This is a genomic window from Sphingomonas sp. (genome assembly GCF_026460985.1).
Classification (GTDB): Bacteria; Pseudomonadota; Alphaproteobacteria; order Sphingomonadales; family Sphingomonadaceae; genus Sphingomonas.
This window is the reverse complement of the sequence record NZ_JAPKNM010000078.1, coordinates 1-22,984: the sequence shown is the minus strand read 5'-3', so window position 1 is coordinate 22,984 and position 22,984 is coordinate 1. Positions and strand designations below refer to the sequence as shown.

The window sequence follows — 22,984 nt, the reverse complement described above, 5'->3', positions numbered from 1 at the left end:
CGAAAGCATCCGACCCATCCACGCCGGCCTCCTTCACCAGCAGGAAGCGTGAATCAGAAAACTACGCCCTTGGGAATCCCTAACGATTCACGTCGCTCGGAAAACGCTCTAGGGTTTCCAGCGCCCGATATCGCCCCAGGTAGGCGCGCGCTTCGCCGGTGTGGCGGTCAGCTTGCCCTTTGCGTCGCTTGTGCTGGGCGGGTCGAACAATTGGCAGCGCGGCAGCGTGTCGGGATCGAGCCCGGCCACTTCCGCCCAGGTATCCGGCGGGGGCTGGGTCGCGGCGAAGTTGGTGTAGTTCTGGCTCACGATCGGCGCGTTCGCCGGCGCCATGGGGTAACCCGAGAAGTAGAAGGACTGGGGAACCAGCCCGCCCTTAGCGTCGGTCTGGAAGCCGTAGCCGAACAGGATGCCGGCGTCCTGGGTGCGATCAGGGCTGGCGCCCACTTGCATCACATAGCCGTTGGCCGCGCTGACCCAGAAGGAATAGGCCTGCCCGCCCTTGCCGATCCGCTGGCTGTCCGCCGCGCTATAGGGCAGGTGCGAGATGAAGTCGCGGCGCGGCGGATGGTTCTTGGGCGAAAAGAGGCAGATGCGCGGCATCCAGGCCGGCCGGCCCTCTCCCGCCACGAAATAGGCGGTGTCGCCCAGCGAGATGAACTTGCACGAATAATTGTTCTCGATCGGGAAGATCGGCAGGCAGAACTTGTCGTAGCGCTCCATCATCGCGCCCTCGCCCGATGCGCTGCGCCAGGTGGAATCATAGAAGCTCGCGCCATGGGACACCTGATAGTCGGTTCCGTCCTTCAATGCCTTGGGCGGGGCGCCGGGATAGGGCGGCGGATATTTGTCGTAGCCGTTGAAGACGCGGTACATCGTCCAGTCCGACTGCCAATATTCCGGCCAGATCGGATCGGCGGGTTCGCCGGGCCCGCGCGGATATACGCAATTCTTCACCTGGCAAGGGCTGGCCTCGGCCGGATTGTGCGCGCCATAGGTCTGGTAGACCTGTGCATGCGCCGGCAAGGAAAGGCTCAGGAGGGTGGCAGAGACCGGACCGAACAGCAGCGCCTTGCGCATCTTCCCTCCCCTGCCGGCACTGCCGGCGGCATATCCCATGGACGAGCAATATTACGATCCGAATACAAGCTCAATCCATGCATTCTTCATATGGGTCCGTTGTCGACAAATGTTACTTGTCATGCGGACGCACATTACATAGCCTGATCGTATCCCTGTGGATCAGGGCGAGTCGCCTCAAATAAGATAACTCTCGGGTATTTCGCGTTTCTGCCGGTTGCACTTCGGCCTGTCGGGCCGGAGCGGGGAACTATTGCCGATTTTCGGCCGTCTTCGGCAGGCGCGCAATCTCCCGGGTGTCGGACCGCACGTCATCGCGGCCGCGCTGGCGGCTGCCGGGAGGGGCCCATGATACGCGTTCTCTGGACGGAACCGCAGAGCGTGGAGGACGTGCAGCAGCTCGTCCAGAACGCCGTCGACCTCGAGTTCGCGACGCTGCCGCCCTATCTCTACGCCAAATTCTCGATCCTGCCCGACAGCAACGCGCCGGCGGCGAGCCGCCTCGATTCGATCGTGCGCGAGGAAATGATCCACATGTGCCTGGCGTGCAACATCATGAACGCGATCGGCGGCACGCCCGCGATCAACCCGCCGCATTATCCCGGCTCGCTGCCCGGAGACGTGGGCGGCGGGCTGATCCTGCACCTCCTGCCTTTCTCGGAGGCGGCGATGCAGCAGGGCATGGCGATCGAGGAGCCGTCCGAGCCGATCGACCCGCCCCAGCGCAAGCTGGCGGCGGCGCCGGGGGTAACGATCGGCGAATATTATGAACGCCTGGACGCGGCCCTGGCGGCGCTGCCCGCATCGGCCTGGACCGCCAACCGCAACCAGATCACCGACGCGCAGTTCTTCCAGGGCGAGCTCTTCGCGGTCAACGGCTATGCCGACGCGCATCGCGCGATCGGCAACATCGTCTCCGAGGGCGAAGGCACGCCGGTGTCGCCGGACAATCCCGGCAGCCCGCTCGATTTCGAACATTATCTCGCGCATTATTACCGTTTCTGGGAAGTCTTCCAGAACCAGGTGCTCGAGAAGGACCCCAATCCGGTGGGCTATGCCTGGGGCGGTCCGCTCGGCGTCGACTGGCAGGCGGTCTATCCCGCGATACCCGATCCCGAGACCCATGATTTCTCCCAGGATCCGCCCGCCGCGCAGCAGGCGCAGGCCGAATGCAACGCGGCGTTCACGGCGATGGTCGACGCGCTCACGACAGCGTTCAGCGGCAATGCGGCGGGGCTCGGCATCGCGGTGCGCGCGATGTTCGATCTCCGCATGGCGGCGATCCGGGCGCTCAACACCCCGCTCGCCGACGGCGTCTCGGTAGCGGGGCCGGCCTTTCTCTATCTGGCAGGGCCCGCCGGAACGGCAGGCGAATCTCAAACCAAGGGAGACGCGGCATGAGCGTGCTCGAGATTCCGCGCGTCTATTTCAAGGGCGAGGTGAGCTGGGATCCGGTCACCACCAACAACTATCCGTCGAACCAGGCCCCTGCCGGCTATGACGAGGATGATTGCGATTCGACGTTGAATGCCCAGACGGTGGGGAGCGCCAACGTCGCCGGCTTCCGCACCGCGGCGATCGACGAGATCGTCAGCGCGGGCAATTGGAACCCGGCCGGAACCTATCGGTCGCCTTTCTACAGCAGCTGCATCTCGGGCGTGGACCTGGGCCAGGGGCTCGACACGAGCGACCCGTTCGTGGGTTCGCCGGTCTCGTTCACCGGGATGCTCGTCGACTGCGAGCCCTATGGCGCCTATTCCTCGCAATTGTTCTTCGACGACATGTGCTTCGGCATCGACGGCGGCTGCCGCATCTTCGGCAAGCGCGTGACGCGCTTCACCGACCGCTATGTCAACTTCTCGGCCAATCCCGCCAACAACATGATCGCCGGCGTCGCCTCGGTGGTCTGGCAGACCTGTTTCGACAAGCATCTGGGACTGACGATCGACGCGCACGATTCGGCGGCGCTCGCCGCCCTCTCCGCATGCGTGAACGGCGACGAGGACGTGCTCGGGGTGATGGTGCGCTTCGTCACCTATCGCACCGTCTATTATGACGACCCCACGCTTTCCAACCGCTCCCCCGCCACCGCCGCGGCCGGCCAGGCGCTGCAGGCCAAGCTGAACGCCGGCGGCTTCCAGCCCAATCCCGCGCGCAGCCTGCTCGTCGGCACGGTGGGGCTCTGGCGCCGCGGCGATTCGATGCACGAGCCGGGCGATCGGGCGCTGCTGACCACCAGCGTGCCCATCCCGGTCAGCAGCGATCCCAAGATCGCGCCGGCCGTGTGCGGCACCGCCTGGGCGCGCGTGGGAAGCGATCGCCTCACGCTCGACCTGTCGAACTGCATTCCCTGGAACAGCCGCACGCCCACCAAGGTCGATCTCGGCGACCTCACGATCGTGGCCGCCGATCCGCCGCCGGCCGTCGCGGTGATGAACGTCGCGACGATCCCGGCCGCCGGATACGACCAGGCCGCCTATGAGGCGACGTCGGGCATCGTCGACATTCCACTCGATCCCGGCCTCGCCGCGACACTCGCGAAGATGGACCTCGGCCTGCTCGGCGGCGACGGCACCCGATATCTCGACGAAGCGCCGCTGCGTGCCGTTCCCAGCCAGCCCAACCTCTATATCGACGAGGGCGATTCGGTGGAGACGCTCGTCCAGGTCTATGATCGCGGCGTGCCCGCCGGCGCGGGGGTCAAGGTCACCATGTCCGAGCTCGGGGCGACCCAGGCGACCGGGCTGGGCCGGACCACCGACGCGGCGGGGCAGGTGCGCTTCCCCCTCGCCGGCGCGACGGGGACGGTCGTCGGGCTGGTGTTCCAGCCGGGCGACGACCCGACGCTTCCGGTGACCGAGAACGCCTTCGACACCCAGACCTATACCTACATGTACCTGCGGGTGCTCCCCGCCGATGCGGCCGTCGGCGCGATGGAGCCGAGCTGGGACAATGTGCACAATTACGTGCTGTCGAACTGGGAGGCGATGGCGCCGTGCATGGACAATTGGCTCCTGCTCGGCGACGAGGCGCAAGTGCGCGCCTACGGTACGGCGATCCGCAAGCTCACCGATCCGGCCAATTTCGAGAGCTTCCGCTTCATGCCCGTGACGCGCGACATGACCGCGGGCCAGCGCCGGCTGCTGTACAATTTCCTGGGCGGCGGTGCGGCGCCCAGGAAGCTCGCCGAGCCAGCGCCCGCGCAGAAGCCGAATTTCGCGAAGCTCAGCCGCGCGATGCGCAGCCACTGAGGGCCGGCTTGCGCATTCGCTTCGCGCGGTTTTCCGCGCCCGCCATCGCGTTCGCGATCTCCGGCGTCGCCCAGGCGCAGACCGCGGATCCGGCCGGACCGGACGTCATCCTCGTCACGGCCTCGCGGACCGGCGACCCGGCGGGCGTGGAGATCGCGGGCCGGCAGGCGATCGAGCGGCGCCAGCCCCAGTCGCTGCTCGAGATGCTCGCGGACCTGCCCGGCGTCCGCGCCGCGCCGCTCGCCGGTCCGGCGGGGCCGAGCCTGTTGTCGATCCGCGGCGGCGAAGGCAATTTCACCGCGGTGCTGATCGACGGGATCCGCCTCAACGATCCCACCAACAGCGAGGGCGGCGCTTTCGATTTCACGCTGCTCGATCCGGCGATCGTGGAGCGCGTCGAGGTGGCGCGCAGCGCAGGATCGGCGATCCACGGTTCGGACGCGCTTTCCGGCGTGGTGCAGATCGTGACGCGCGCGCCGCCCGCCGAGGGATTCGACCTGGGCGGCTCGGCCTGGCTGGATAGCCGCGGGAGTGGCGCCGCGACGGCGATGGCGGCCGCTGGCTGGGGCGGCGGCGGCCTGCTGGGCGCGCTGGGCCGATATGACAGCGGCGACGACGACCCTGCCGGGAGCATTCGCCGTACCCAGGCGCTAGCGCGCGCCCGGCAGGCGATCGGCGGCTTCCATATGGATGCGATCGGCCTGCACGCCACGACGCACGGCACGGCCTTTCCACAGGACAGCGGCGGGCCTTTGCTCGCGGTGATCCGCACCCGGGAGGTACGGGACGGCGATCTCTCGCTTGCCGGCGTCTCGATCGCCCGCGACCCCGCGGCGCGCGTGCGGCCCGCTTTCTCGCTCGGCTATACGCTCCAGCATCACGACAGCGACAGCCCGCCGATCGCGCCCGGCGTGCTCGACGGCGTTCCGGCGACGCGCGTGCAAGCCCGCTTCGCCCGGCTGGAGGCGACCGCCTCGCTCGCGGCGGATGCGGGCCCCGCGACGCTTGCCCTGGGGAGCGCGATCCTGCGCGAGGACGGCAGCAGCGACGGCACGCTCGACTTCGGCTTCCCGCTCCCGGTGCGCTTCGCGCTCACCCGCGTGACGCATAGCGGTTTCGCCGAGGCGACGCTCCGCCTCGCGGCACGCCTGACGCTCACCGGGGCGACGCGCTACGACCATCTCTCCGGCGGCGACGGCCATTGGGCGGGCCGCGGCGCCATCGCCTGGCAAGTCGCGCCCGATGGTCCCACGCTCTCCGCCCGCGCCGCGAACGGCTATAAGCGGCCCAGCCTCTACGCGCTGGGCCACCCGCTGATCGGCAATCCGGCGCTGGCGCCGGAGACGGGGCGCAGCATCGAAGCCGGAATCGATTGGCCGCTCGGCCGCGGACGTCTGGCGCTGACCTTGTTCGACAACCGTTTCCGCAACCTGATCGATTTCGATGCCGGCAGCTTCCGGCTCGTCAATCGCGCCCGGGTCGGCACGCAGGGAGCGGAGCTTGCCGCCGAGGCCGCGGCGGGGAACGGATGGTCCGTCCGCGGCGCGCTCACCTATCTGGCGATCGACAGCGCGACTCCGCTCCGCTGGCGCCCGGCCTGGACCGGCAATGTGCGCGTGACCTGGCAGCATGGCCCCTGGGAGGCGACCGCCATGCTTCGCGGCAACAGCAGCTTCGCCGACAGCGCGATTCCGACTGGCCCGCGGACGACGAGCGGCCATGTCGAGGCGGATCTGGGCGGCCGATACGCCCTGTCCGATCGCGTCGCCATGCGGCTTTCGCTGCTCAATCTCGGCGGCAATCGAAGCTGGAGCGCGGTCGGCACCCCGGCGAGAGGCGCCAATCTTCGCGTCATGCTCGTTCTCAACTGAGCGGTGCGGCAGACGCCGGACATGCAGAGAAGCATGATTCCCAATAAGATGCACGACGACTTTGGCGAAATCGAAGTCAATTGACAGAAACGATAAAGATATGTCAATGTAAGACTCATCATGATCAAAGATATCATGACAGTTTTTTCGTAAATGCGTGCCAAGCCACTGGGTCGATATGGTCGACCTGGCGCAGCTATTGGCTTGGCCGTGACGTAGCGTGCTGTGGTCCAACCAATTGGGGGATCCGCGATGCCCGAAGTCCGCTTTGGCCGGAAGGATGAGCCGGCGACGACACTGGCGCAGACCAACGAGTTCATAGCCGTCCGGACACATCGTCCGATCGCGCGGCGCGGTCCGCCGGTGGACGGGCCGCTCGAACGCGTCCTGGCCGATACGGCGCTAGTCGCGAGCTTTCCCGAGGCCAATGTCGGGGTCTATCGCCTGCCCGAAGCCACGGCCGAGGCCGCCGAATCCACCAAGGCGATGCTTCGCGGGATGACCGACGACGTCCGCTTCGCCGGGAGAGTCCTGGTCGACGAATCCGGCGAACCGGTCGTCTATACCGAGAATCTGTTCGTCAAGTTCATCGACGCCCTCGACGACGACATATGCCGCGCGATCCTTGCCGACTATCATCTGACGGCGAAGCGCCGTGTCGACTATGCGGAAAACGCCTGGATCGCGGCCGCGGACGGCAGAGGGCAGGAGGTCTTCGAGATCGCCGACAGGCTCCTCGAGCGCGGCGATGTCGAGTTCGCCCATCCCGAGATCGTGCGGCGGCGCGTGCCCAAGGGCCCCTATCCCGAGCAATGGCACCTCGCGGACGCGACGATCGCCGGCGTGGCGGTCAGCGCGCACGCCCATGTCGGGGCGGCACTGGAGATCGCGACCGGAGCCGGAGTCACGATCGCCGTCATCGATGACGGGTTCGATATCGACCACCCCGAATTCGCCGGCAGGATCGTGGCCCCGCGCGACGCCACGCTCGGCACGGGCGATCCGCGCCCGAAGGACAGCCATCCCCTATACCCCGAGAATCACGGCACCGCCTGCGCGGGAGTCGCCTGCGCCGCCGGCAGCGTGGGTGCGTGCGGCGTGGCGCCCGACGCCGAGCTGATGCCGATCCGCCTCTCGTCGGCGCTCGGCTCCACTGCCGAGGCCGACGCGTTCAAATGGGCCTCCGACAAGGGTGCGGACGTCATCTCGTGCAGCTGGGGGCCGGCGGATGGCAAGTGGGACAATCCCCACGATCCGCTGCACACCCGAACCTGGCCGATCCCGGCCAGCACGCGGCTCGCGATCGATCATGCGGCCACGCACGGCCGAAACGGCTCGGGGTGCATCATCCTGTTCGCCGCCGGCAACGGCAACGAGGATGTGCAACATGACGGCTATGCGAGCTATCCCGAGGTGATAGCGGTCGCAGCGTGCAACGACCGCGGCGTGCGGAGCTGCTATAGCGACTATGGCGCAGCGGTCTGGTGTGCCTTCCCGAGCAACGACTTCGCGCATGCGCCCAGCGGCCGGCCGAAGCCCTTGACGCAGGGTATCTGGACGACCGACCGGCGCGGACATCGCGGCTATAACAGCGGGCACGCCAGCGAGGGCGATGCCGCGGGCTATTTCACCAGCCGGTTCGGCGGGACCTCGAGCGCCTGCCCCGGCGTGGCGGGCGTCGTCGCGCTGATGCTCTCGGTCAAACCGACGCTGTCGCGTGACGAGGTGAGCACGCTTCTCCGCCAGTCCTGCGATCGGATCGATCCGGCCAACGGCAATTACGATGCCTCGGGGCGGAGCGCCTGGTACGGCTGGGGGCGCGTCAATGCCGAACGGGCGGTGCAGCTGGCCGTCTGAACGAACCGCGATCGTGTCGCGCCGGTGCGTCCCGGCTCGTCCGGTACGGGCGTAACGCGGGACGATCGAACGCTGCCCTGATCGACCGGGCGCTCCGCGTCTCCCTCGAAGGCGATCATTCGGGCAAATCAACGGGCCGATGGCGCAGGTTGATTTTGAAGCGATTGGCGTTTACCATTATCGAGTCGGGTTGCGTGGGCTGATAAGACCCCAATACCGTTCAATAAAGACAGGGCGCGCATTTATCCTGTGAATACGGGAGTGTGGCGCATGCCCGCGTCACTCCCCAAGAAATAGCTAATCGGTCGCTTCTGGACATAGACTAGGAGCAAGACGATGCCTCGTGAAACGCGCGTAACCAAGACCAATGCCGATCCGGCGAAGTTCAAGCTGGGCAAGGCCTCCGCGGCCCGCCTCGCCGCCCTCACCGACCTCCCCGCCGAAAGGCTGGCCGGCCAGACCCTCGCCGACATCGCCAAGAAATACCCCTTCGAGATCGACTTGACGCTGCTGCTGTTCCGCAAGGTCTGCGGCCGCGTGGTCAAGACCGATCCGGTGACCGGCGTCGACCAGCCCGTTCCCTTCGCGACCGTGCAGGTCGAGGATACCGACTGCTCGTTCCTCGGCTTCTTCCCGGTCGAATCGCCCTGGAGCTGGTATTTCCCGATCCTCTGCCACCGCGAAGTGATCGCCACCGCGCAGACCGACGAATGCGGTAATTTCTGCGTCTGGATCCCGCGGTTCGACATCGATTGGGTGCTGCGTTTCCGCCTCGAGCGGCGCTGCTTCCCGATCCTGTTCGAACGCCCCGACATCCGGGACATCATCGACCACCTGATCCCCGAGCGCATCCCGGACTTCCCGCGCCCGGGGCCCGGCCCCGATCCCGCGCCGTTCGAGCGGATCGGCCGCGGCGAGCTGGTGGCCAAGGTCGCCGAGAGTTTCGGCCGCGACATCGCGACCAAGGTCAGCAGGCTGCAGATCCCCGCCGGCTTCGGCACCAGCAGCGCCGCGATCGACGCCGAGCTCGCGGCGCCGGCGCTGCTCGATCATATCCGTCCCCCGCTGCCGGCGGAGCTGCGGTCGCTTCCGGTGCCCAAGCCGACCCGGTCGTCGAAGGTCGCGGACACGCATCCCGCGGCGGCGACGCTGGGGCACCAGCTCGCGATCAATCCGGAGGACCTGCGGGGCCTCGACCTGCGGCGCTATATCGGGCCGTTCAAGCGCTGCTTCGACGTGCTCGTGCCGGTCTGGTCGCCGATCATCGACGTGCCCGACATCACCTTCCGCGTGCTGCAGGACACCAATGGCGACGGCGTCGAGGAGCAGATCTACGGCGAGGGCCATTTCCAGGTCCGCTGGAACGCCGGCCCGATCCCGCCGGTGACGCTGCACGCCGCCCCCAATGCGCGCACCTCCACGATCTGCGGCGCGCCGCCGGTGCCGTGCGGCAACCAGCCGGCGATCGTGCTCGCCGGGCGCCTACCGGTCACCGGCGATCCGGCGACCTATGACAGCGCGACGGGCTATGCGGTGCGCACCAACCGCTCGCATCCCTCGGGCAATGTCGTCGATCCGATGCCGGGCGCGGCGCAGTCCCCGCTCAGGGGCGTGCTGTCGCTGTTCGGCTGCAACCGGACCGACGCCGCGGCGACCCATTATCGCCTGGTCTATCGCTACAGCGCCGATCACGGCGCCACCTTCACGCCGCCCACGCCCTTCGTCGGGCTCAGCTGGCCGCTCTACCGGCTCAACGGCTCGGGGGTCGGCGAATGGCATGTCGCGATGGCGGACGGCAATGGCTGGTATCCGATCGCGCTGCCGCCCGGGCCCAACCCCTGGCTGCCGCAGGACCTGCTGCTCGACTGGCCGAGCTACAACATGCCGGGCGGTCTCTATTCGGTGGTGCTCGAGTTGGGCGACGCCACCACGACGAGCTCGGAGTCCGATCCGGTGGCCTTCACCGTCGACAACAGCGCCCCGACCGCGTCGTTCCTGGTCGAGACCTCCGCATCGTCGAGCGGCCCCTGGGTGCCGATCGACACGATCTGCCCGGTCGTACGACGCGGCAGCACGCCGCACGACATGTATTTCCGCGTGACCTTCACCGGCGCGGCGCTGCATCTCCGGTCGCTCAGTCTCGCGGCCTCGGGATGCGGATCGGGCGACTTCGCCGTGTTCAGCCACAGTGGCGGCAGCTTCTTCGGCGGGGCCTATTGGCATTGGCACGACAGCCCCGGCGACAACAGCCAGACCTTGCAGGTCATCTACCGGCTGCCCGCATTGGCGGCGCAGGGAACCTACAGCTTCGGCGGCACCGTCTCCTCGCGGTCGTTCAGCCCGAGCGGGTTCGACGGCGGGCATCTCGTCGTGCCGCCCTGGCAATATGATCCCGATCACGCGCCGATCTACCCGAGCGTCGCGTTCTCGGTGTTCAATGCCGATTGAGGAGCCGGGCCGCGGGATCGCCGATGGCTGAATGGTTCGGCTTCCTCGTCGCCGCGCTTGCGACGTGGCGACTGTGCCACCTGGTGGCGCATGAGGACGGACCGTTCGACCTGATCGCGACCCTGCGGCTCCGGGCAGGGCGGGGACAATGGGGGCGATGGATGGATTGCCCCTATTGTCTCAGCCTGTGGTTCGCATTGCCCTTCGCCTTCTGGCTGGGAAGCGGCGCCGCGCAGATCGTCGTCCTGTGGCTGGGCCTGTCGGGCGCCGCCTGCGCGATCGAGCATCTCGCGGCCGCGCTGCGAAGCGTCGCGGAGCCCCCCGCCATCGATCTGCCGCCGGCGGACGGCCAGGAACGGGATTGAAGCAATGACATGCTGCAACGGCAGAAGAAGCGCCGCCGCGCGAAACGGCATCCTGCGTGCCGCAACCATCGCGCAATCGCGGCCCGCCGGATCGGTTCCGGACCGGGACACCGTCCTTTTGCTCTACACGGGCCCGAACGACGTCGCGTTCCGCGGCCCGGTGTCGGGCGCGGTGTACCGGCCGGGGCGCAAGGGCCGGTCCATCCATGTGGACCAGCGCGATGTCGCGACGTTCCTGCGGAGCGATCTGTTCGAGGTCGATACAAACGCGACGGCGCGCTAGATCGTATCGACATCCAAATCCTCCCCCGCCAGGGGGAGGTGGCGCCGAAGGCGTCGGAGGGGGAGGTAAGCAGCGCCCTCTCCAATTGAGCGCAGTGATTCCGCCCCCTCCGTCACGCTATGCGTGCCACCTCCCCCTGGCGGGGGAGGATGGAAAGGCCGCGCTCGCCTGAACGTCGATCCGCGCTAGATCGCCGATCCGGCAATTCGACGCCTGGCCAGTGTCATCAGGTCGTCATACCACAGCTCGAAGGGCGATCGGGCGCCCGTCGATGAAGGATCGCATGACCAGCTTTGCCGAAGCCGCCGAAGCCATCGTCGCCGCGGGCAACCGGCTGGACCAGCGCGGTCTCGCGCCCGCCACCGCGGGCAATTACTCGATGCGGCTCGCGGACGGCACGCTGGCGATCACCGTCTCCGGCGCGCACAAGGGGCGTCTCGGTCGCGACCAGGTCATGCGCGTCGCCCCGGACGGCGCGCCGCTCGACGGCAAGAAGCCGTCGGCGGAGACCTTGCTGCACTGCCTGATCTATGCGGTGGATCCGGGCGCGGGCGCGATCCTGCATACCCATTCGATCCCCGGCGTCGTGCTGAGCCGCAGGCTGGCCGATGCGAGCGCCATCCTCCTGTCCGGATACGAGCTGCTCAAGATCTATCCCGGCATCGATACCCATGCGACGTCGGTGGCGATGCCGCTGGTCGAGAACAGCCAGGACATGGCGGCGCTGGCGGAAACGCTTCGCCCGCTGCTCGCCGCGCGGTCGCCGATCCTGCCGGCCTTCTACATCCGCGGGCACGGCCTCTATGCCTGGGGCGCGACGATGGCGGCGGCCGAGGCCGTGGCCGAGGGCAGCGAATATCTGCTCGCCTGCGAATGGGAAGCGGCGAAAGGCGAGGGAGCACGGCAATGACCCGGCTGACGCAATATCGCGATACGGCGCCGTTCGGCGCGGAGAACGAGATCCGAGACCATGCGGCCATCGCGGCGGCGCTGGCGCCGACCGGCGTGCGTCTCGAACGCTGGGCTGCCGTCGAGTTGGGCGACGAGCCGAGCGACGCCGCGATCCTCGCATTGTTCGCCGAGGAGATCGACCGGCTCAAGGCGCGGGGCGGCTATCGTTCGTGCGATGTCGTGCGGCTGACGCCCGATCATCCCCAGCGCGCCGAGCTGCGCGCCAAGTTCCTGTCCGAACATGTCCATGACGACGACGAGGTCCGCTTCTTCGTCGAGGGCTCCGGCCTGTTCTACATCCGCGGCGACGCGACCGTGCACGCGCTCGAATGCACCGCGGGCGACCTGATCGTCCTGCCGGCCGGCACCCGGCACTGGTTCGACACCGGCGCGCGGCCGCGTTTCACCGCGATCCGGCTGTTCACCACGCCGGACGGCTGGGTTGCGCGCTTCACCGGCGATCCGATCGCGGAATCGATCCCGCTCTATGAAGGCGCCGCGTGAGCCCGCGCGCGATCGTCACCGATATCGAGGGGACGACCTCCAGCATCGCGTTCGTCGCCGAAGTGCTGTTCCCCTATGCGCGCGCGGGGCTCGCCGATTTCCTGCGCGCGAACCCGGAGGCCGCGGCGCCGGTGCTGGCGCAAGTGCGCGTGGAGGCGGGCGCGCCGGACCTCGATAGGGAGGGCTGCATCGCGCGCCTGCTCGCCTGGCACGACGCGGACCGCAAGATCGGTCCACTGAAGACGCTGCAGGGCATGATCTGGGCGGAGGGCTATGCGACGGGCGCCTTCACCGGCCATGTCTATCCCGATGCGGCCGCCGGGCTGCGGCGCTGGCATGCGCGCGGGATCCCGCTCTACGTCTATTCGTCGGGATCGGTCGCGGCGCAGAAGCTGCTGTTCGGCCATAGCGACGCGGGCGACCTGACGCCGCTCTTCGCCGGTTATTTCGACACCGCGATCGGAGCCAAGCGCGAGTCCGGCTCCTATGCGGCCATCGCCCGCGCGATCGGAGTGGAGCCGCAGGCGATCCTGTTCCTGTCCGACGTGGTCGAGGAGCTCGACGCCGCCCATAAGGCGGGCCTGTCGGTCATTTTGCTCGCCCGCGACGGCACCGCGACGGCGGACCGCTATCCGGTCGCATCCAGTTTCGACGCCATCCTGCCGGAGGAAGCCGCATGAAGATCGACGGGGAAGCGACGCGCTCGATCTGGCTCGAGCCCGACGGGTGGAGCGTCGGCATCTTCGACCAGCGGCATCTCCCCTGGGAGGTCCGGCGGATGCGGCTGACCGGGCTGGAGGCAGCGGCCGAGGCCATTGCCGACATGGCGACCCGCGGCGCCCCGCTGATCGGCGCGGTGGCCGCCTATGGCCTCGCGCTCGCGCTGCGCGACGATCCGTCCGATGCCGGGCTGGAAACCGCCTTCGCCGCGCTGCTCAAGACCCGCCCGACCGCCGTCAACCTGCGCTGGGCGCTCGAGCGGGTACGGGCAGCGGTGCTGCCGCTCCCGCCCGCCGAGCGCGCCGCCGCCGCTTATGCCGTCGCGGGCACGATCTGCGACGAGGATGTCGCCGCGAACCGGGCGATCGGCGCGGCGGCACTGCCGCTGATCGAGCAGGTCGCGCGCAACAAGGGCGGCCCGGTGAACGTGATGACGCATTGCAACCCCGGCTGGCTGGCCACGGTCGACTGGGGCACGGCGACCGCGCCGATCTATCTCGCGCACGACAAGGGCATCCCCCTCCATGTGTGGGTGGACGAGACGCGGCCGCGCAACCAGGGCGCGCTGACCGCCTTCGAGCTTGCCGGCCACGGGGTTCCGCACAGCGTGATCACCGACAATGCCGGCGGGCTGCTGATGCAGCGCGGAGAGGTCGACATGGTGATCGTCGGGACCGATCGCGTGACCGCCAATGGCGACGTCTGCAACAAGATCGGCACCTATCTGAAGGCGCTGGCCGCGGCGGCGCACGGCGTGCCTTTCTATGTCGCGCTCCCGTCGAGCACCTATGATCCCGGCACCCCCGACGGGGCGAGCGTGCCGATCGAGGAGCGCTCTGCGAACGAAGTGCGCTACTTGCAGGGCCCCGACGAAGACGGCGTGATGCGCCGCGTCGCCACCATCGCCTCTCCTGCGCGCAACCCTGCGTTCGACATCACGCCCGCCGCGTTGGTCTCGGGCTATCTGACCGAGGAGGGCGTGATCGCATCTCCGCAGGCGCTGTCGGATCTGCTTGCGAAGTGAGGCGTGGCGCGAGCGCCGGCCTTGCCCCCGCCGCGCTCAGCTTGTCTTGAAGCTCGGCTTTCCCCCGTCGTAGCGGATGGTGACATAGCTGTTGGCGCACACGTCGATCCCAGGCCACACCGCCGAGGTGCCGTCCTCGAAATTGGCCTTGAGATCGTATTTGCAGCCCGAGCCCTTGTCGAAATGCACGGTGGTCTTGCCGCCCGCTTTGACCGAGGCTTCCTTGCGCAGCTCGGGGTCGAACTTGTTGGGCGCCCAGCTGCCCGCGCCCGCCGCCGAGATCTCGATCGACTTGATCGCCTTGCCGGTATTGTTGGTGAGCATGAAGTCCCAATCCTCCGCCAGCGCCGGCGCGGCGAACGTCAGCGTGGCGGCGATCGTCATTGCCATTCGGATCATCGCAATCCCCTCCTGTTCTTACCCCTTTTGTGGGAACAGACTGCGCCTCCGCGGGGCGCCCGGCAAGAGGGATCGCAAGGGCCTAGAGCGCGCGGACGAGACGTACCGCGCAGGCGATCCAGGGGGGATCGCTCACCACCTGCTGGCGCGCGCCGGCGCCGAGCGGCAACAGATGGAGCTTGTCGCCCTCGCGCCCGATCAGCCGGCCGAACAGGAAGCGCCCCGCCGGGCGCGGCACGAGCACGTCGCGGTTGAGCGCGCGCGCATAGGCGTCGGGGCCCAGGCGGTCGCACCAGATCTCGTCGCCGGCGCGATAATCGCCGATCCCGCCGCCGACCGTGACCGCGACCATGCCCGGCTCGCCGCGCGGCGGGACGACCGAAGCCGGGCGGCGCGGCGCCTGCACGCCGCTGCCGTCGAGCACCGCGGCGACCGCGATCTCGGGACGATCGGGAAGCCGGACGAGGTCCGAGGCATCGACGCCGAGCGCGGCGGCGATGCGGTTGAGCCAGCCCACCGAGACGGTACGCGTCCCCGTCTCGAGCCGCCCGATCGTCTGCGCGGTGGTGGGCGGCACGCAGCGCTGCGCGACTTCCTCGAGCGTGAGACCCTTTGCGCGCCTGACTTCGCGGATCGCCGTGATCATCTACGCAACTCCTAACCGATTTGGTTTTTTCTCTTTCCTACAAACAGGACTCTATGGCAAGAGGGACGAATCAGAACAAAAGGAGATCAAAAATGCGCGAGCTGATCGAGCGGGACATCCACCAGCTCGGCGCCACGGGCGCCCCGGCGCGGCGTGCACGGCGGAGCGTGACGGTCAATCTAGCCGAATCGCCGCTGACCTGGCTGCGCGCGCGCGGTCATCTGGACGCGCGCCAGTTCGAGGCGGGCGAGCGGCTGCGCGCCGATTACGAGACCGCCCAATTGGGGCCGCGCGTGACGATGCGCTGGGACGCGAGCCCCCGCGTGGGCGGGCGGCGCGGCCCTCCCGAGGCGCTCGACCCGACGCTCGCCCAGATCGCGGCGCGGCGGCGCTTCGACGCGGCGATCGCGGCGGCGGGGTCCGGGCTCTCGGATGTGCTGTGGCGCGTGGTCTGCGCGGGCGAGGGGCTGGTCGCGGCGGAGAAGGCGCTCGGCTGGCCGAGCCGCGCGGGCAAGCTCGTCCTGACCTTCGCGCTCGATCGCATTGCCGATCATTACCGTCTGCCCTGAAGGCGCGTCAGGCCTCGGCGGCTGGCGGCGCTTCCGGCGACGGCGCCGGTCGCGCGAGGAAGCGGCTATAGGCCCAGCTGATCCCGATCAGCGTGACGCCGAGCGCGAGGAAGGAGAGGATGCGCATCAGCCCGTCCAGCGCCGCCGCGTCGACCAGGAAGACCTTGAAGGTGACGAGGGTCAGCAATGCGAGCCCGGCGATCCGCAGGTCGTAGATCCCGGCGGTGATGCCGCGCCACAGCCAGAAGAGCGCGACGCCGAGCAAGACGGCCGAATAGCCGCCATTCTCGAGCGTGCGCACCGGCCCGGTGAGGATGCTGCCATGCGTCGCCTGCCGTACCAATGCGAGCACGGCGGCGATGGTCAGCAATGCGGCGCCGGCGCGCCATGCCTGCGACCTGGGCAGCGTCCACAGCCAGAAGGCGGCGAGCGCCATGTGGAGCGTCGCGGCGTTGAGCAGCGGGATCGGGCCAACCGCCTGCGCCTCGATCGCGGGGTTGAGGATCAGCAGGTCGAACCAGGCCAGCCGCACCAACCCGAGCCCGAGCAGAAAGGCGGCGAGCGCGGGCAGGCGGCGGCTGCGCAGCAGATACCAGCCGGCGGCGAGGCTCGCCTGGGTCAGCAAGGCGCGCTCGACGAAGCCGAACGCGACGAAGCGCGGCAGCGTGCCGATCGCGAGGATTTGCTTGGCCAGCGCGTAGAGGAGCAGGATGGCGACGCCGGTCGCCACGCTGCCGACCGCGCGCCGCGCGCGGCCGAGTTGGCGCGGGTCGATCAGCACGCCGAGCAGCGCCAGCGTCGGTAAAGCGAGCGCGCGGAACAGTTCGGCAAGCGCGGGAAGCCGCAGCAAGGGCAGCCGGTCGCCGCCGAGCGACGTGCTGATCATCTGGACGAGGTCGATCAGCGGCAGCGCGGCCGCCAGCAAGGCTGCGAGATAGGGCAGCGCCGGGAGCGTGAACAAGGCGGGCGCCCTGGCGACGCGCGCCCAGCCGGCGAGACCGAGCAGCACCAAAGTGAGCGGCAGGCTGAGCCAGGCGTCGGGCACGAACTGGGCGAGGCCGAGCGTGGCGAGCAGACCCGTCGTCAGGCTCGCGGCGGTCAGCACCGGGTCGTCCGCGTCGCTCTTGTGCCGCCAGGCGAGGTGCGCGCAGGCGGCCGTCGCGAGCAGCTCGAGGCCGCCCCATGCCCAGGGCGCGAGCAGCGACGGCGCGCAGGCATGGGCGACGAGCACGGGCCCCGCGGTGCCGCCAAGCGCCAGTGCGGCCCAGCCCCGGCTGCGGCTCGCGAGGAGGTGGCCGGCGGCCGCGAAGAGCAAGGTGGCGATCGCCGCGGCGACCGGGGTGGCGCTGCGTTCGGGCTGCAACAGCGCGAGCGCCTCCAGCACCAGCAGGAAGCCGAGCGCGGCGAGCGCGGCGGGGAGATAGAGCGCCTCGCGCCACGACAGGAACAGGGCGGCCGCGGCGAGGACGAGGTAGAAGCTCCAGGCGAGCGGACCGAATTCGAGCGAGGGGGCGAGCGCGAGCAGCTGGACGAAGCCCGCGACGAGCGGGGCGAGGCGCAGCCAGGGATTGCGCATCCCCGTGGCGGGCAGGGCGGCGCTGCCGCAGGCGGCGAGCAGCATGGTGAAGCCGCCCACCGCGGACAGATCGTCGCCGCGGCCGTGGAGCGCGGCGATCAGGAAGTTGATCCAGGCGAAGCCGGCGATGCTCGCCGCCAGCGCCAGCCAGCCCCAGCCGCGATGGATGGCGAGCCCGAACAAGGCGCCGGTGAACAAAGCGAGATAGACGAGCAGCGGCCCGACTCCGGCGGCGTCGAACCCCGCCACCAAAGGCGCGACGAAGCCGCCGATCAGCGCCATCACCGCGGTGGGCGGGCCGTGGCGCAGCGCGAGCCCCATCGCCGCGGCGGTGACGAGGACGACCGCGACGAACGCCGTGAGCGGGGTGATCAGATGGTAGAGCGCGGCCGCCATGTAGAGCGTGCCGTAGAGGCTCGCGATGCCCGCGCCGGCGAGCACCTGCGCGACGCGCGGATCCTCGGCGGTCGCGGGCAGGCGGCGCGCGGCTTCGCTCGCGGCGATCAGCACCAGGCCGAACAGGGCCGCGAGCACCGTCCGTGTGGCGGGGCCGAGCAGCCCGCTCTCGATCGAATAGCGCACGAGGAAGAAGCCCGCGAGGACGAGCGCGGCGCCGCCGATCCAGATCGGCAGGCTGCCGCCGATCAGCGATTCGAGGTTGATCGGCGGCCTGGACGGCGCGGTGCGGGCCGGCGGCGGCGCGGCTTCCGCAGGGTGTTCGGCGATGGGCGTCGTATCAATTGCGACGAAATGGGACGTCCGCTCCTCGATCCGGGCCAGGAGTGACTCGACGCGGCGCAACTCCTGTTCCACAACAGTCAGGCGACGCAGGACCACGAAGAAGGCCGCGCCGACACCAAGGGCGAGCAGGAGCGTGAAGGCGTTCACCGGCTTCTCCTTGGCACAGCGGTTTCGCGCTGTCGTGGCAAACTAGGTGTTCCCCGGGTCCGGAGTGCCAGTTTTGCGGCATCATGGAGGGGAATGTCCCATGATCGTATTTGGTTCGACGCTGTCGCCCTATGTCCGTAAATGCATGGTGTTCGGGGCCGAAAAAGGGCTGGAACTAGAGCTCCAGCCGGCCGGCCTCGGGCGTGGCGGGCCCGATTTCCAGGCCGCCAGCCCCTTCGGCAAGATACCCGGCTTCAAGGACGAGGACTTCCTGATCTCCGATTCGTCCGCGATCGTCGCCTATCTCGAGGCCAAGTTTCCCGATCCCAACCTGATCCCGCTCGAGCCGCGGGCGCGGGCGCGGACGATCTGGTTCGACGAGCTGGCGGATACGCTGATGATGCCGGCCGGCGCCGCGATCTTCGGCAACCGCTTCGTGCGGCCGCGCGTGCTCAAGCAGGAGTGCGACCATGCCGCCGCGGAGGCGGCCGAGCGCGACCTGCTGCCGCCGATCTTCGACCATCTCGAGAATGTGATCCCGGCGAGCGGCTTCCTGGTCGAGGACCGGCTGACCCTGGCCGACATCGCCGTGGCGAGTCCCTTCGCGACGCTCGGCTGCATCGGCGTCAAGGTGAATGCCGCGCGGCATCCGCGCACTGCGGCCTATGTCGAGGCGATGCTGGCGCGGCCGAGTTTCGCCGAAATCATCGCCAAGGACCAGGCGATGGTGACGGCGATGGGCGGACCGGTGACCGCGCAACAGGCCGCCTGACGGGTAGGCGAGCCGCGTCGTCACGGCCGTTGCGGGTGCCGGCTACGGGCCCTAGATGGGCGGCATGCGGCTCGCCTTCACCAAATGCCATGGCTCGGGAAACGACTTCCCGCTGATCGACGCGCGCGCGCTGGCGCTGGACGATGCCGAATGGGCGCGCGTGGCGCGGGCGCTCGCCGATCGCGACGGGCCGGTGGGCGGCGACGGGCTGCTGCTGCTCACCGCGGGCGACGACGCGCATGCCTTCGGGATGCGGATGTTCAATTCGGACGGGTCCGAGGCGGAGACCTGCCTCAACGGGCTGCGCTGCGTGGCGCGCGCCGGGTTCGAGGCGCTGGGCGTGGACGCGGCGCGGGTGAAGCTCAAGACCAGCTCGGCCGAGGTGGCGCGCGAGGCGGAGCTGGCGCCGGGGGTGGTGACGGTCCGCACCGTGGTCGGCCCGGCCTCGACCGACCTTGCCGATGTCGGCGTGCGCGGGGCCTTGTCCGAGCTGCCGAGCGCTCGCGCATTCACTGCGGTGGCGATGCCCAACCCGCATCTGGTGACTTTCGTCGAGCAGGTCGACGAGGCCGAACTGGTGGCGCTGGGCGAATATTGCGAGACGGGGCCGGCGCTGATCCCCGGACGGGCGAACGTCTCGTTCGTCGAATTGCGCGGGCCCGACCTGTTCGTGCGCACCTTCGAGCGCGGCGTGGGGCTGACCGACAGCTGCGGCAGCGCCATGGCCGCCTCGGTGCTGGCGGCGGGGCTCACCGGCCGCGTGCCGCTGGGCGCCGAGGTGCGCGTGTTCAACAAGGGCGGGCTGGTGCGCGGGTGCGCGGCCGCCGACCGGGTGGTGACGATCAGCGGCAATGCCAGCTTCCTCTACGATGCGAGCGTCGAGATCGATCCGGCGACCGGCAGCGTGGCGGAAGTGACGATCCATGCCCGGCGCGACGACGAGGCTCGTGCCTGGGGCGCGGCGGTGGCGGCGCTGGCCTGAGCCGCGCGCCTTCGGTCAGTTCCCCGGCCTGCAGGGCTTGCCCTCATATTCGTGGCGCACGCGCACGTAAGCGCGCCCGTTCCAGCGCAGGACCGGGAAGCAGAAGCCGGGACCGCCGATCTCGATGTCCGCCCAGCCGCCTGCGCTTCTGGTCGCCAGCACGGTGACGATGCCGGGCCCCTGGGCGATCCGCTTCCACGATCCGTCCGCCTGCTTGCCGACGATCGCATAGCCGGTCCCGGTCATGCCGAAGCAGTAGCCGCTGCCCTCGGTGATCACCGCCTCGGGCCGGCCGTCGCCATTGAGGTCGACGACACGCTCGATCGCGCCGGGCATATAGCCGGCCGTGCCGGGATCGCCGCAGGCCTTCCATTGCCTGCCCTCCAATTTGAACCCGGCCGCACGGAACGCCGCGGCCTGGTCGGCGGGCGAGAGGGCTTGCTGCGGCAAAGCGAGGGTCGCCAGCAACGTGAGCGGCAGCAACAGATAAGCGGTCCCCATGGCACGCCTCCTTTGGCCGCCACAGGCTAGCACGAACCTTCCTATTCGTGCAGATATTTCGCCTCAGTTGCGCCGAGTGCGTCCGCTATGCGTCCAACCACGGCTGGCGGCTTTCTGAAGCCGGCTTGGAATGATTGCCGGTGGCACTCGCCTTGGGGTTTTCGCCTTCAGTGCAGTTTCAGGCGGGGGCGAATGATCGCGTTGACCCTGCCGACGGTCAGGAGGATCGCACCCTTGATCCATCCGTGCACGGCGATGAGGTGCATCCGGTAAAGCGATTTGTAGACGAAGCGCGCCAGGCGACCCTCGATCGCCATCCGTCCGCCGATCAGATTGCCCATCAAGCTTCCCACGGTCGAGAAACGGCTGAGGGACACCAGCGAGCCATGGTCGTGATACACGAACGACCCGAGTTGCTTGCCCTTCTGGATCCGGTCGAGATTGGCCAGCACCATCGATGCCATCTGGTGGGCCGCCTGGGCGCGAGGGGGGATCGGTCGACTCTCCCCGGCCGGAACGTAACAGCAGCAATCGCCCATCGCGAAGATTCGGTCATCGGCGCTCGTCTGCAGCGTCGGCCGTACGACCAGTTGGTGGCCACGGCTTAGCTCGAGTCCGTCCATATCCGACGGAACGGCGCCTTTCACGCCGGCGGCCCAGATCTGGAGATCGGCCCCGATGTCGCCGACGTCGGTGACGATGGCATCCGGCCGGGACTCGGTCACTCTCCGCCCCGTCAGCACCCGGACTCCGAGATTCTCCAATTCCGCATGGGCGGCCTCGGCAAGCCGGTCGGGCAATGCGGGGAGAATGCGAGGTCCTGCCTCGATCAGCGTAACGCTGAGACGCGTTTCGTCGAATACCTCCAGGCCGTAATGCCGCAGCGCCGCCGCTGCGTTGTAGAGCTCGGCCGCAAGCTCGACGCCCGTAGCGCCTCCGCCCACGACGACCACGCGAACATGTGCATCCTCTGCCGGTCGGGCGCCCATGGCGCGGGACACTCGAAGACAATGGTTGAGCAGCTTGTTCCGGAACCGGTCGGCGGAGGCGCGATCGTCGAGGAACAGGCAGTTGCGCATGACACCGGGCGTTCCGAAGTCGTTGCTCACTGCGCCTACGGCCAATACGAGATAGTCGTAGCGGATCCTGTGCTCACCGATGAGTTCGCTGCCGTCATCGTCGAGCAGAGGCGCGATGATCACTTCGCGCGCCTTGCGATCGACGCCAGCGAAGGTGCCGCAGAAGAAGCGGTAGCCCCAGCGATGGCAATGGCTACGATAGCCTACCTCATCGAGATTCGCGTCCAGCGAGCCCGCCGCGACTTCATGCAGCAGTGGTTTCCAGATATGGGTTCGGTTCTTCTCGACCAGGATGATGTCGTGTCGCTTGCGCCCGTAGCGGGCGCCCAGCTTCCGAACGAGCTCAAGGCCGCCCGCACCGCCTCCCACGACCACGATCTGGCATTTGGTTCCCATCTTCGTGCCCCTCGCTCTGCTTGTCGACGGTGCGACCAGACCAGCAGACAAGGTCTCTCTGCAAGAAGGAACCTCCGGGTCGCCTGATCTTCTTGCCTGGAAGGCGCCCTCGCAGGACGGACACCGGCGCAAAAACCGGTGTCGGTAGCAAGATTGGCGGAAAAGCTGGCGCACCCGACAGGATTCGAACCTGTGGCCTCTGCCTTCGGAGCTAGAACTACAGCGCTACGACAGGCTTGCCAACCCAACGCTAGAGCACGCTAAACCACTGTTTATGCGGCGTTTTATTGACTCATGAGGTTCTCTGAGCTACGCCAACGACACCCACTGTTTTCGATCCCGTGGTGAGTTTTTGGTGAGTTTTTTGAGCCCGCTCTAGCGAGGTGCATATGTCGAAACTTACGAAAACCGTCGTGGACAAGGCTGAGCCACGCGACCGGCAATATACCGTTTGGTGCGGCGAGCTGAAGGGCTTTGGCGTCTTCGTCCTGCCTTCCGGCACCCGAACCTACTTCGTCGATTACCGGAACGCCAACAATGTGCGACGCCGGATGAAGCTGGGCCGGCACGGTCAGATCACCGCCGAGCAGGCGCGCACGCTGGCCATTCAAGCCCTGGCGGATGTCTCCAAGGGCAACGACCCGCTCGAAGATCGGAACAGCGCGCGCAAGGCTATCTCGGTGAAGGAGCTGTGCGAGCTATACATCGCCGAACTCGATGCCGGCCGCATCCTCGGCAAGGGCGGGCGGCCGAAGAAGGCCAGCACCAAGATCACCGACCTCGGCCGGATCAACCGCCACATCATCCCGCTTCTGGGCAAGA

General features: G+C 68.4%; 21 protein-coding genes. 15 read left to right on the top strand and 6 right to left on the bottom strand.

Going from position 1 to position 22,984, the window contains the following annotated elements:
• Nucleotides 1–108 precede the first annotated feature (108 nt).
• Entirely contained in the window at nucleotides 109–1,080 is a 972-nt protein-coding gene (locus MT490_RS13130) for a hypothetical protein (RefSeq protein ID WP_297388374.1), read from the bottom strand.
• A 348-nt stretch (nucleotides 1,081–1,428) separates the two neighbouring features.
• On the opposite strand from MT490_RS13130, the gene MT490_RS13125 reads away from it, so the two are divergent.
• The 11 genes from MT490_RS13125 to mtnA all read left to right on the top strand — a co-directional run bounded on the left by MT490_RS13125 (nucleotide 1,429) and on the right by mtnA (nucleotide 14,354).
• The gene (locus MT490_RS13125) at nucleotides 1,429–2,481 is read left to right on the top strand and encodes a ferritin-like protein (RefSeq protein ID WP_297388372.1); all 1,053 of its coding nucleotides are present in this window, start codon (nucleotides 1,429–1,431) and stop codon (nucleotides 2,479–2,481) included.
• Nucleotides 2,478–4,331, top strand: a complete 1,854-nt coding sequence (locus MT490_RS13120) for a hypothetical protein (protein ID WP_297388369.1) — start codon at nucleotides 2,478–2,480, stop codon at nucleotides 4,329–4,331. Before MT490_RS13125 ends, MT490_RS13120 begins: the two co-directional genes overlap by 4 nt.
• Nucleotides 4,332–4,339: 8 nt before the next feature.
• Nucleotides 4,340–6,202, top strand: a complete 1,863-nt coding sequence (locus tag MT490_RS13115; RefSeq protein WP_297388367.1) for a TonB-dependent receptor — start codon at nucleotides 4,340–4,342, stop codon at nucleotides 6,200–6,202.
• A gap of 252 nt (nucleotides 6,203–6,454) precedes the next feature.
• A complete protein-coding gene (locus MT490_RS13110) occupies nucleotides 6,455–8,059 on the top strand; it encodes a S8 family serine peptidase (RefSeq protein WP_297388365.1) in 1,605 nt (534 codons plus the stop codon).
• 336 nt (nucleotides 8,060–8,395) lie between these two features.
• Entirely contained in the window at nucleotides 8,396–10,507 is a 2,112-nt protein-coding gene (locus tag MT490_RS13105) for a hypothetical protein (RefSeq protein ID WP_297388362.1), read from the top strand.
• Between the two features lie 23 nt (nucleotides 10,508–10,530).
• Nucleotides 10,531–10,872 (top strand): hypothetical protein, encoded by a 342-nt coding sequence (locus MT490_RS13100; RefSeq protein ID WP_297388359.1) that lies wholly within the window; start codon nucleotides 10,531–10,533, stop codon nucleotides 10,870–10,872.
• 4 nt (nucleotides 10,873–10,876) lie between these two features.
• Complete coding sequence (locus MT490_RS13095; RefSeq protein ID WP_297388357.1) at nucleotides 10,877–11,155, top strand: hypothetical protein; 279 nt, start codon at nucleotides 10,877–10,879, stop codon at nucleotides 11,153–11,155.
• Between the two features lie 271 nt (nucleotides 11,156–11,426).
• Nucleotides 11,427–12,065 (top strand): methylthioribulose 1-phosphate dehydratase, encoded by a 639-nt coding sequence (gene mtnB, locus MT490_RS13090; RefSeq protein WP_297388354.1) that lies wholly within the window; start codon nucleotides 11,427–11,429, stop codon nucleotides 12,063–12,065.
• The gene (locus MT490_RS13085; protein ID WP_297388352.1) at nucleotides 12,062–12,610 is read left to right on the top strand and encodes a cupin domain-containing protein; all 549 of its coding nucleotides are present in this window, start codon (nucleotides 12,062–12,064) and stop codon (nucleotides 12,608–12,610) included. The genes mtnB and MT490_RS13085 overlap by 4 nt, the downstream gene beginning before the upstream one ends.
• Complete coding sequence (gene mtnC / locus MT490_RS13080; RefSeq protein WP_297388349.1) at nucleotides 12,607–13,290, top strand: acireductone synthase; 684 nt, start codon at nucleotides 12,607–12,609, stop codon at nucleotides 13,288–13,290. The genes MT490_RS13085 and mtnC overlap by 4 nt, the downstream gene beginning before the upstream one ends.
• Nucleotides 13,287–14,354, top strand: coding sequence for an S-methyl-5-thioribose-1-phosphate isomerase (gene mtnA / locus MT490_RS13075; RefSeq protein WP_297388346.1), 1,068 nt, complete (start codon nucleotides 13,287–13,289; stop codon nucleotides 14,352–14,354). The genes mtnC and mtnA overlap by 4 nt, the downstream gene beginning before the upstream one ends.
• 36 nt (nucleotides 14,355–14,390) lie before the next feature.
• On the opposite strand, the gene MT490_RS13070 is transcribed toward mtnA, so the two are convergent.
• Both MT490_RS13070 and MT490_RS13065 read right to left on the bottom strand, forming a co-directional pair.
• Nucleotides 14,391–14,753 (bottom strand): hypothetical protein, encoded by a 363-nt coding sequence (locus MT490_RS13070; protein WP_297388344.1) that lies wholly within the window; start codon nucleotides 14,751–14,753, stop codon nucleotides 14,391–14,393.
• An 82-nt stretch (nucleotides 14,754–14,835) separates the two neighbouring features.
• Nucleotides 14,836–15,399, bottom strand: coding sequence for a helix-turn-helix transcriptional regulator (locus tag MT490_RS13065; RefSeq protein ID WP_297388341.1), 564 nt, complete (start codon nucleotides 15,397–15,399; stop codon nucleotides 14,836–14,838).
• A 92-nt stretch (nucleotides 15,400–15,491) separates the two neighbouring features.
• On the opposite strand from MT490_RS13065, the gene MT490_RS13060 reads away from it, so the two are divergent.
• The gene (locus MT490_RS13060; RefSeq protein ID WP_297388338.1) at nucleotides 15,492–15,968 is read left to right on the top strand and encodes a DUF6456 domain-containing protein; all 477 of its coding nucleotides are present in this window, start codon (nucleotides 15,492–15,494) and stop codon (nucleotides 15,966–15,968) included.
• Between the two features lie 7 nt (nucleotides 15,969–15,975).
• On the opposite strand, the gene MT490_RS13055 is transcribed toward MT490_RS13060, so the two are convergent.
• Nucleotides 15,976–18,432, bottom strand: coding sequence for a DUF2339 domain-containing protein (locus MT490_RS13055; protein ID WP_297388335.1), 2,457 nt, complete (start codon nucleotides 18,430–18,432; stop codon nucleotides 15,976–15,978).
• 100 nt (nucleotides 18,433–18,532) lie between these two features.
• Between MT490_RS13055 and MT490_RS13050 the strand changes: the two genes are divergently transcribed.
• Both MT490_RS13050 and dapF read left to right on the top strand, forming a co-directional pair.
• Nucleotides 18,533–19,204 carry a glutathione S-transferase family protein gene (locus tag MT490_RS13050; protein WP_297388333.1) on the top strand — a complete coding sequence of 224 codons (672 nt, stop codon included), beginning with the start codon at nucleotides 18,533–18,535 and terminating at the stop codon, nucleotides 19,202–19,204.
• Nucleotides 19,205–19,268: 64 nt separating this feature from the next.
• A complete protein-coding gene (gene dapF, locus MT490_RS13045; protein ID WP_297388330.1) occupies nucleotides 19,269–20,186 on the top strand; it encodes a diaminopimelate epimerase in 918 nt (305 codons plus the stop codon).
• A 15-nt stretch (nucleotides 20,187–20,201) separates the two neighbouring features.
• On the opposite strand, the gene MT490_RS13040 is transcribed toward dapF, so the two are convergent.
• Together MT490_RS13040 and MT490_RS13035 are read right to left on the bottom strand one after the other, a co-directional pair.
• Nucleotides 20,202–20,687, bottom strand: a complete 486-nt coding sequence (locus MT490_RS13040; RefSeq protein WP_297388327.1) for a hypothetical protein — start codon at nucleotides 20,685–20,687, stop codon at nucleotides 20,202–20,204.
• 167 nt (nucleotides 20,688–20,854) lie between these two features.
• Complete coding sequence (locus MT490_RS13035) at nucleotides 20,855–22,162, bottom strand: FAD-dependent oxidoreductase (RefSeq protein WP_297388324.1); 1,308 nt, start codon at nucleotides 22,160–22,162, stop codon at nucleotides 20,855–20,857.
• A 389-nt stretch (nucleotides 22,163–22,551) separates the two neighbouring features.
• On the opposite strand from MT490_RS13035, the gene MT490_RS13030 reads away from it, so the two are divergent.
• Nucleotides 22,552–22,984: Arm DNA-binding domain-containing protein (locus tag MT490_RS13030; RefSeq protein ID WP_297388322.1), on the top strand; the 433-nt coding region annotated here is incomplete at its 3' end.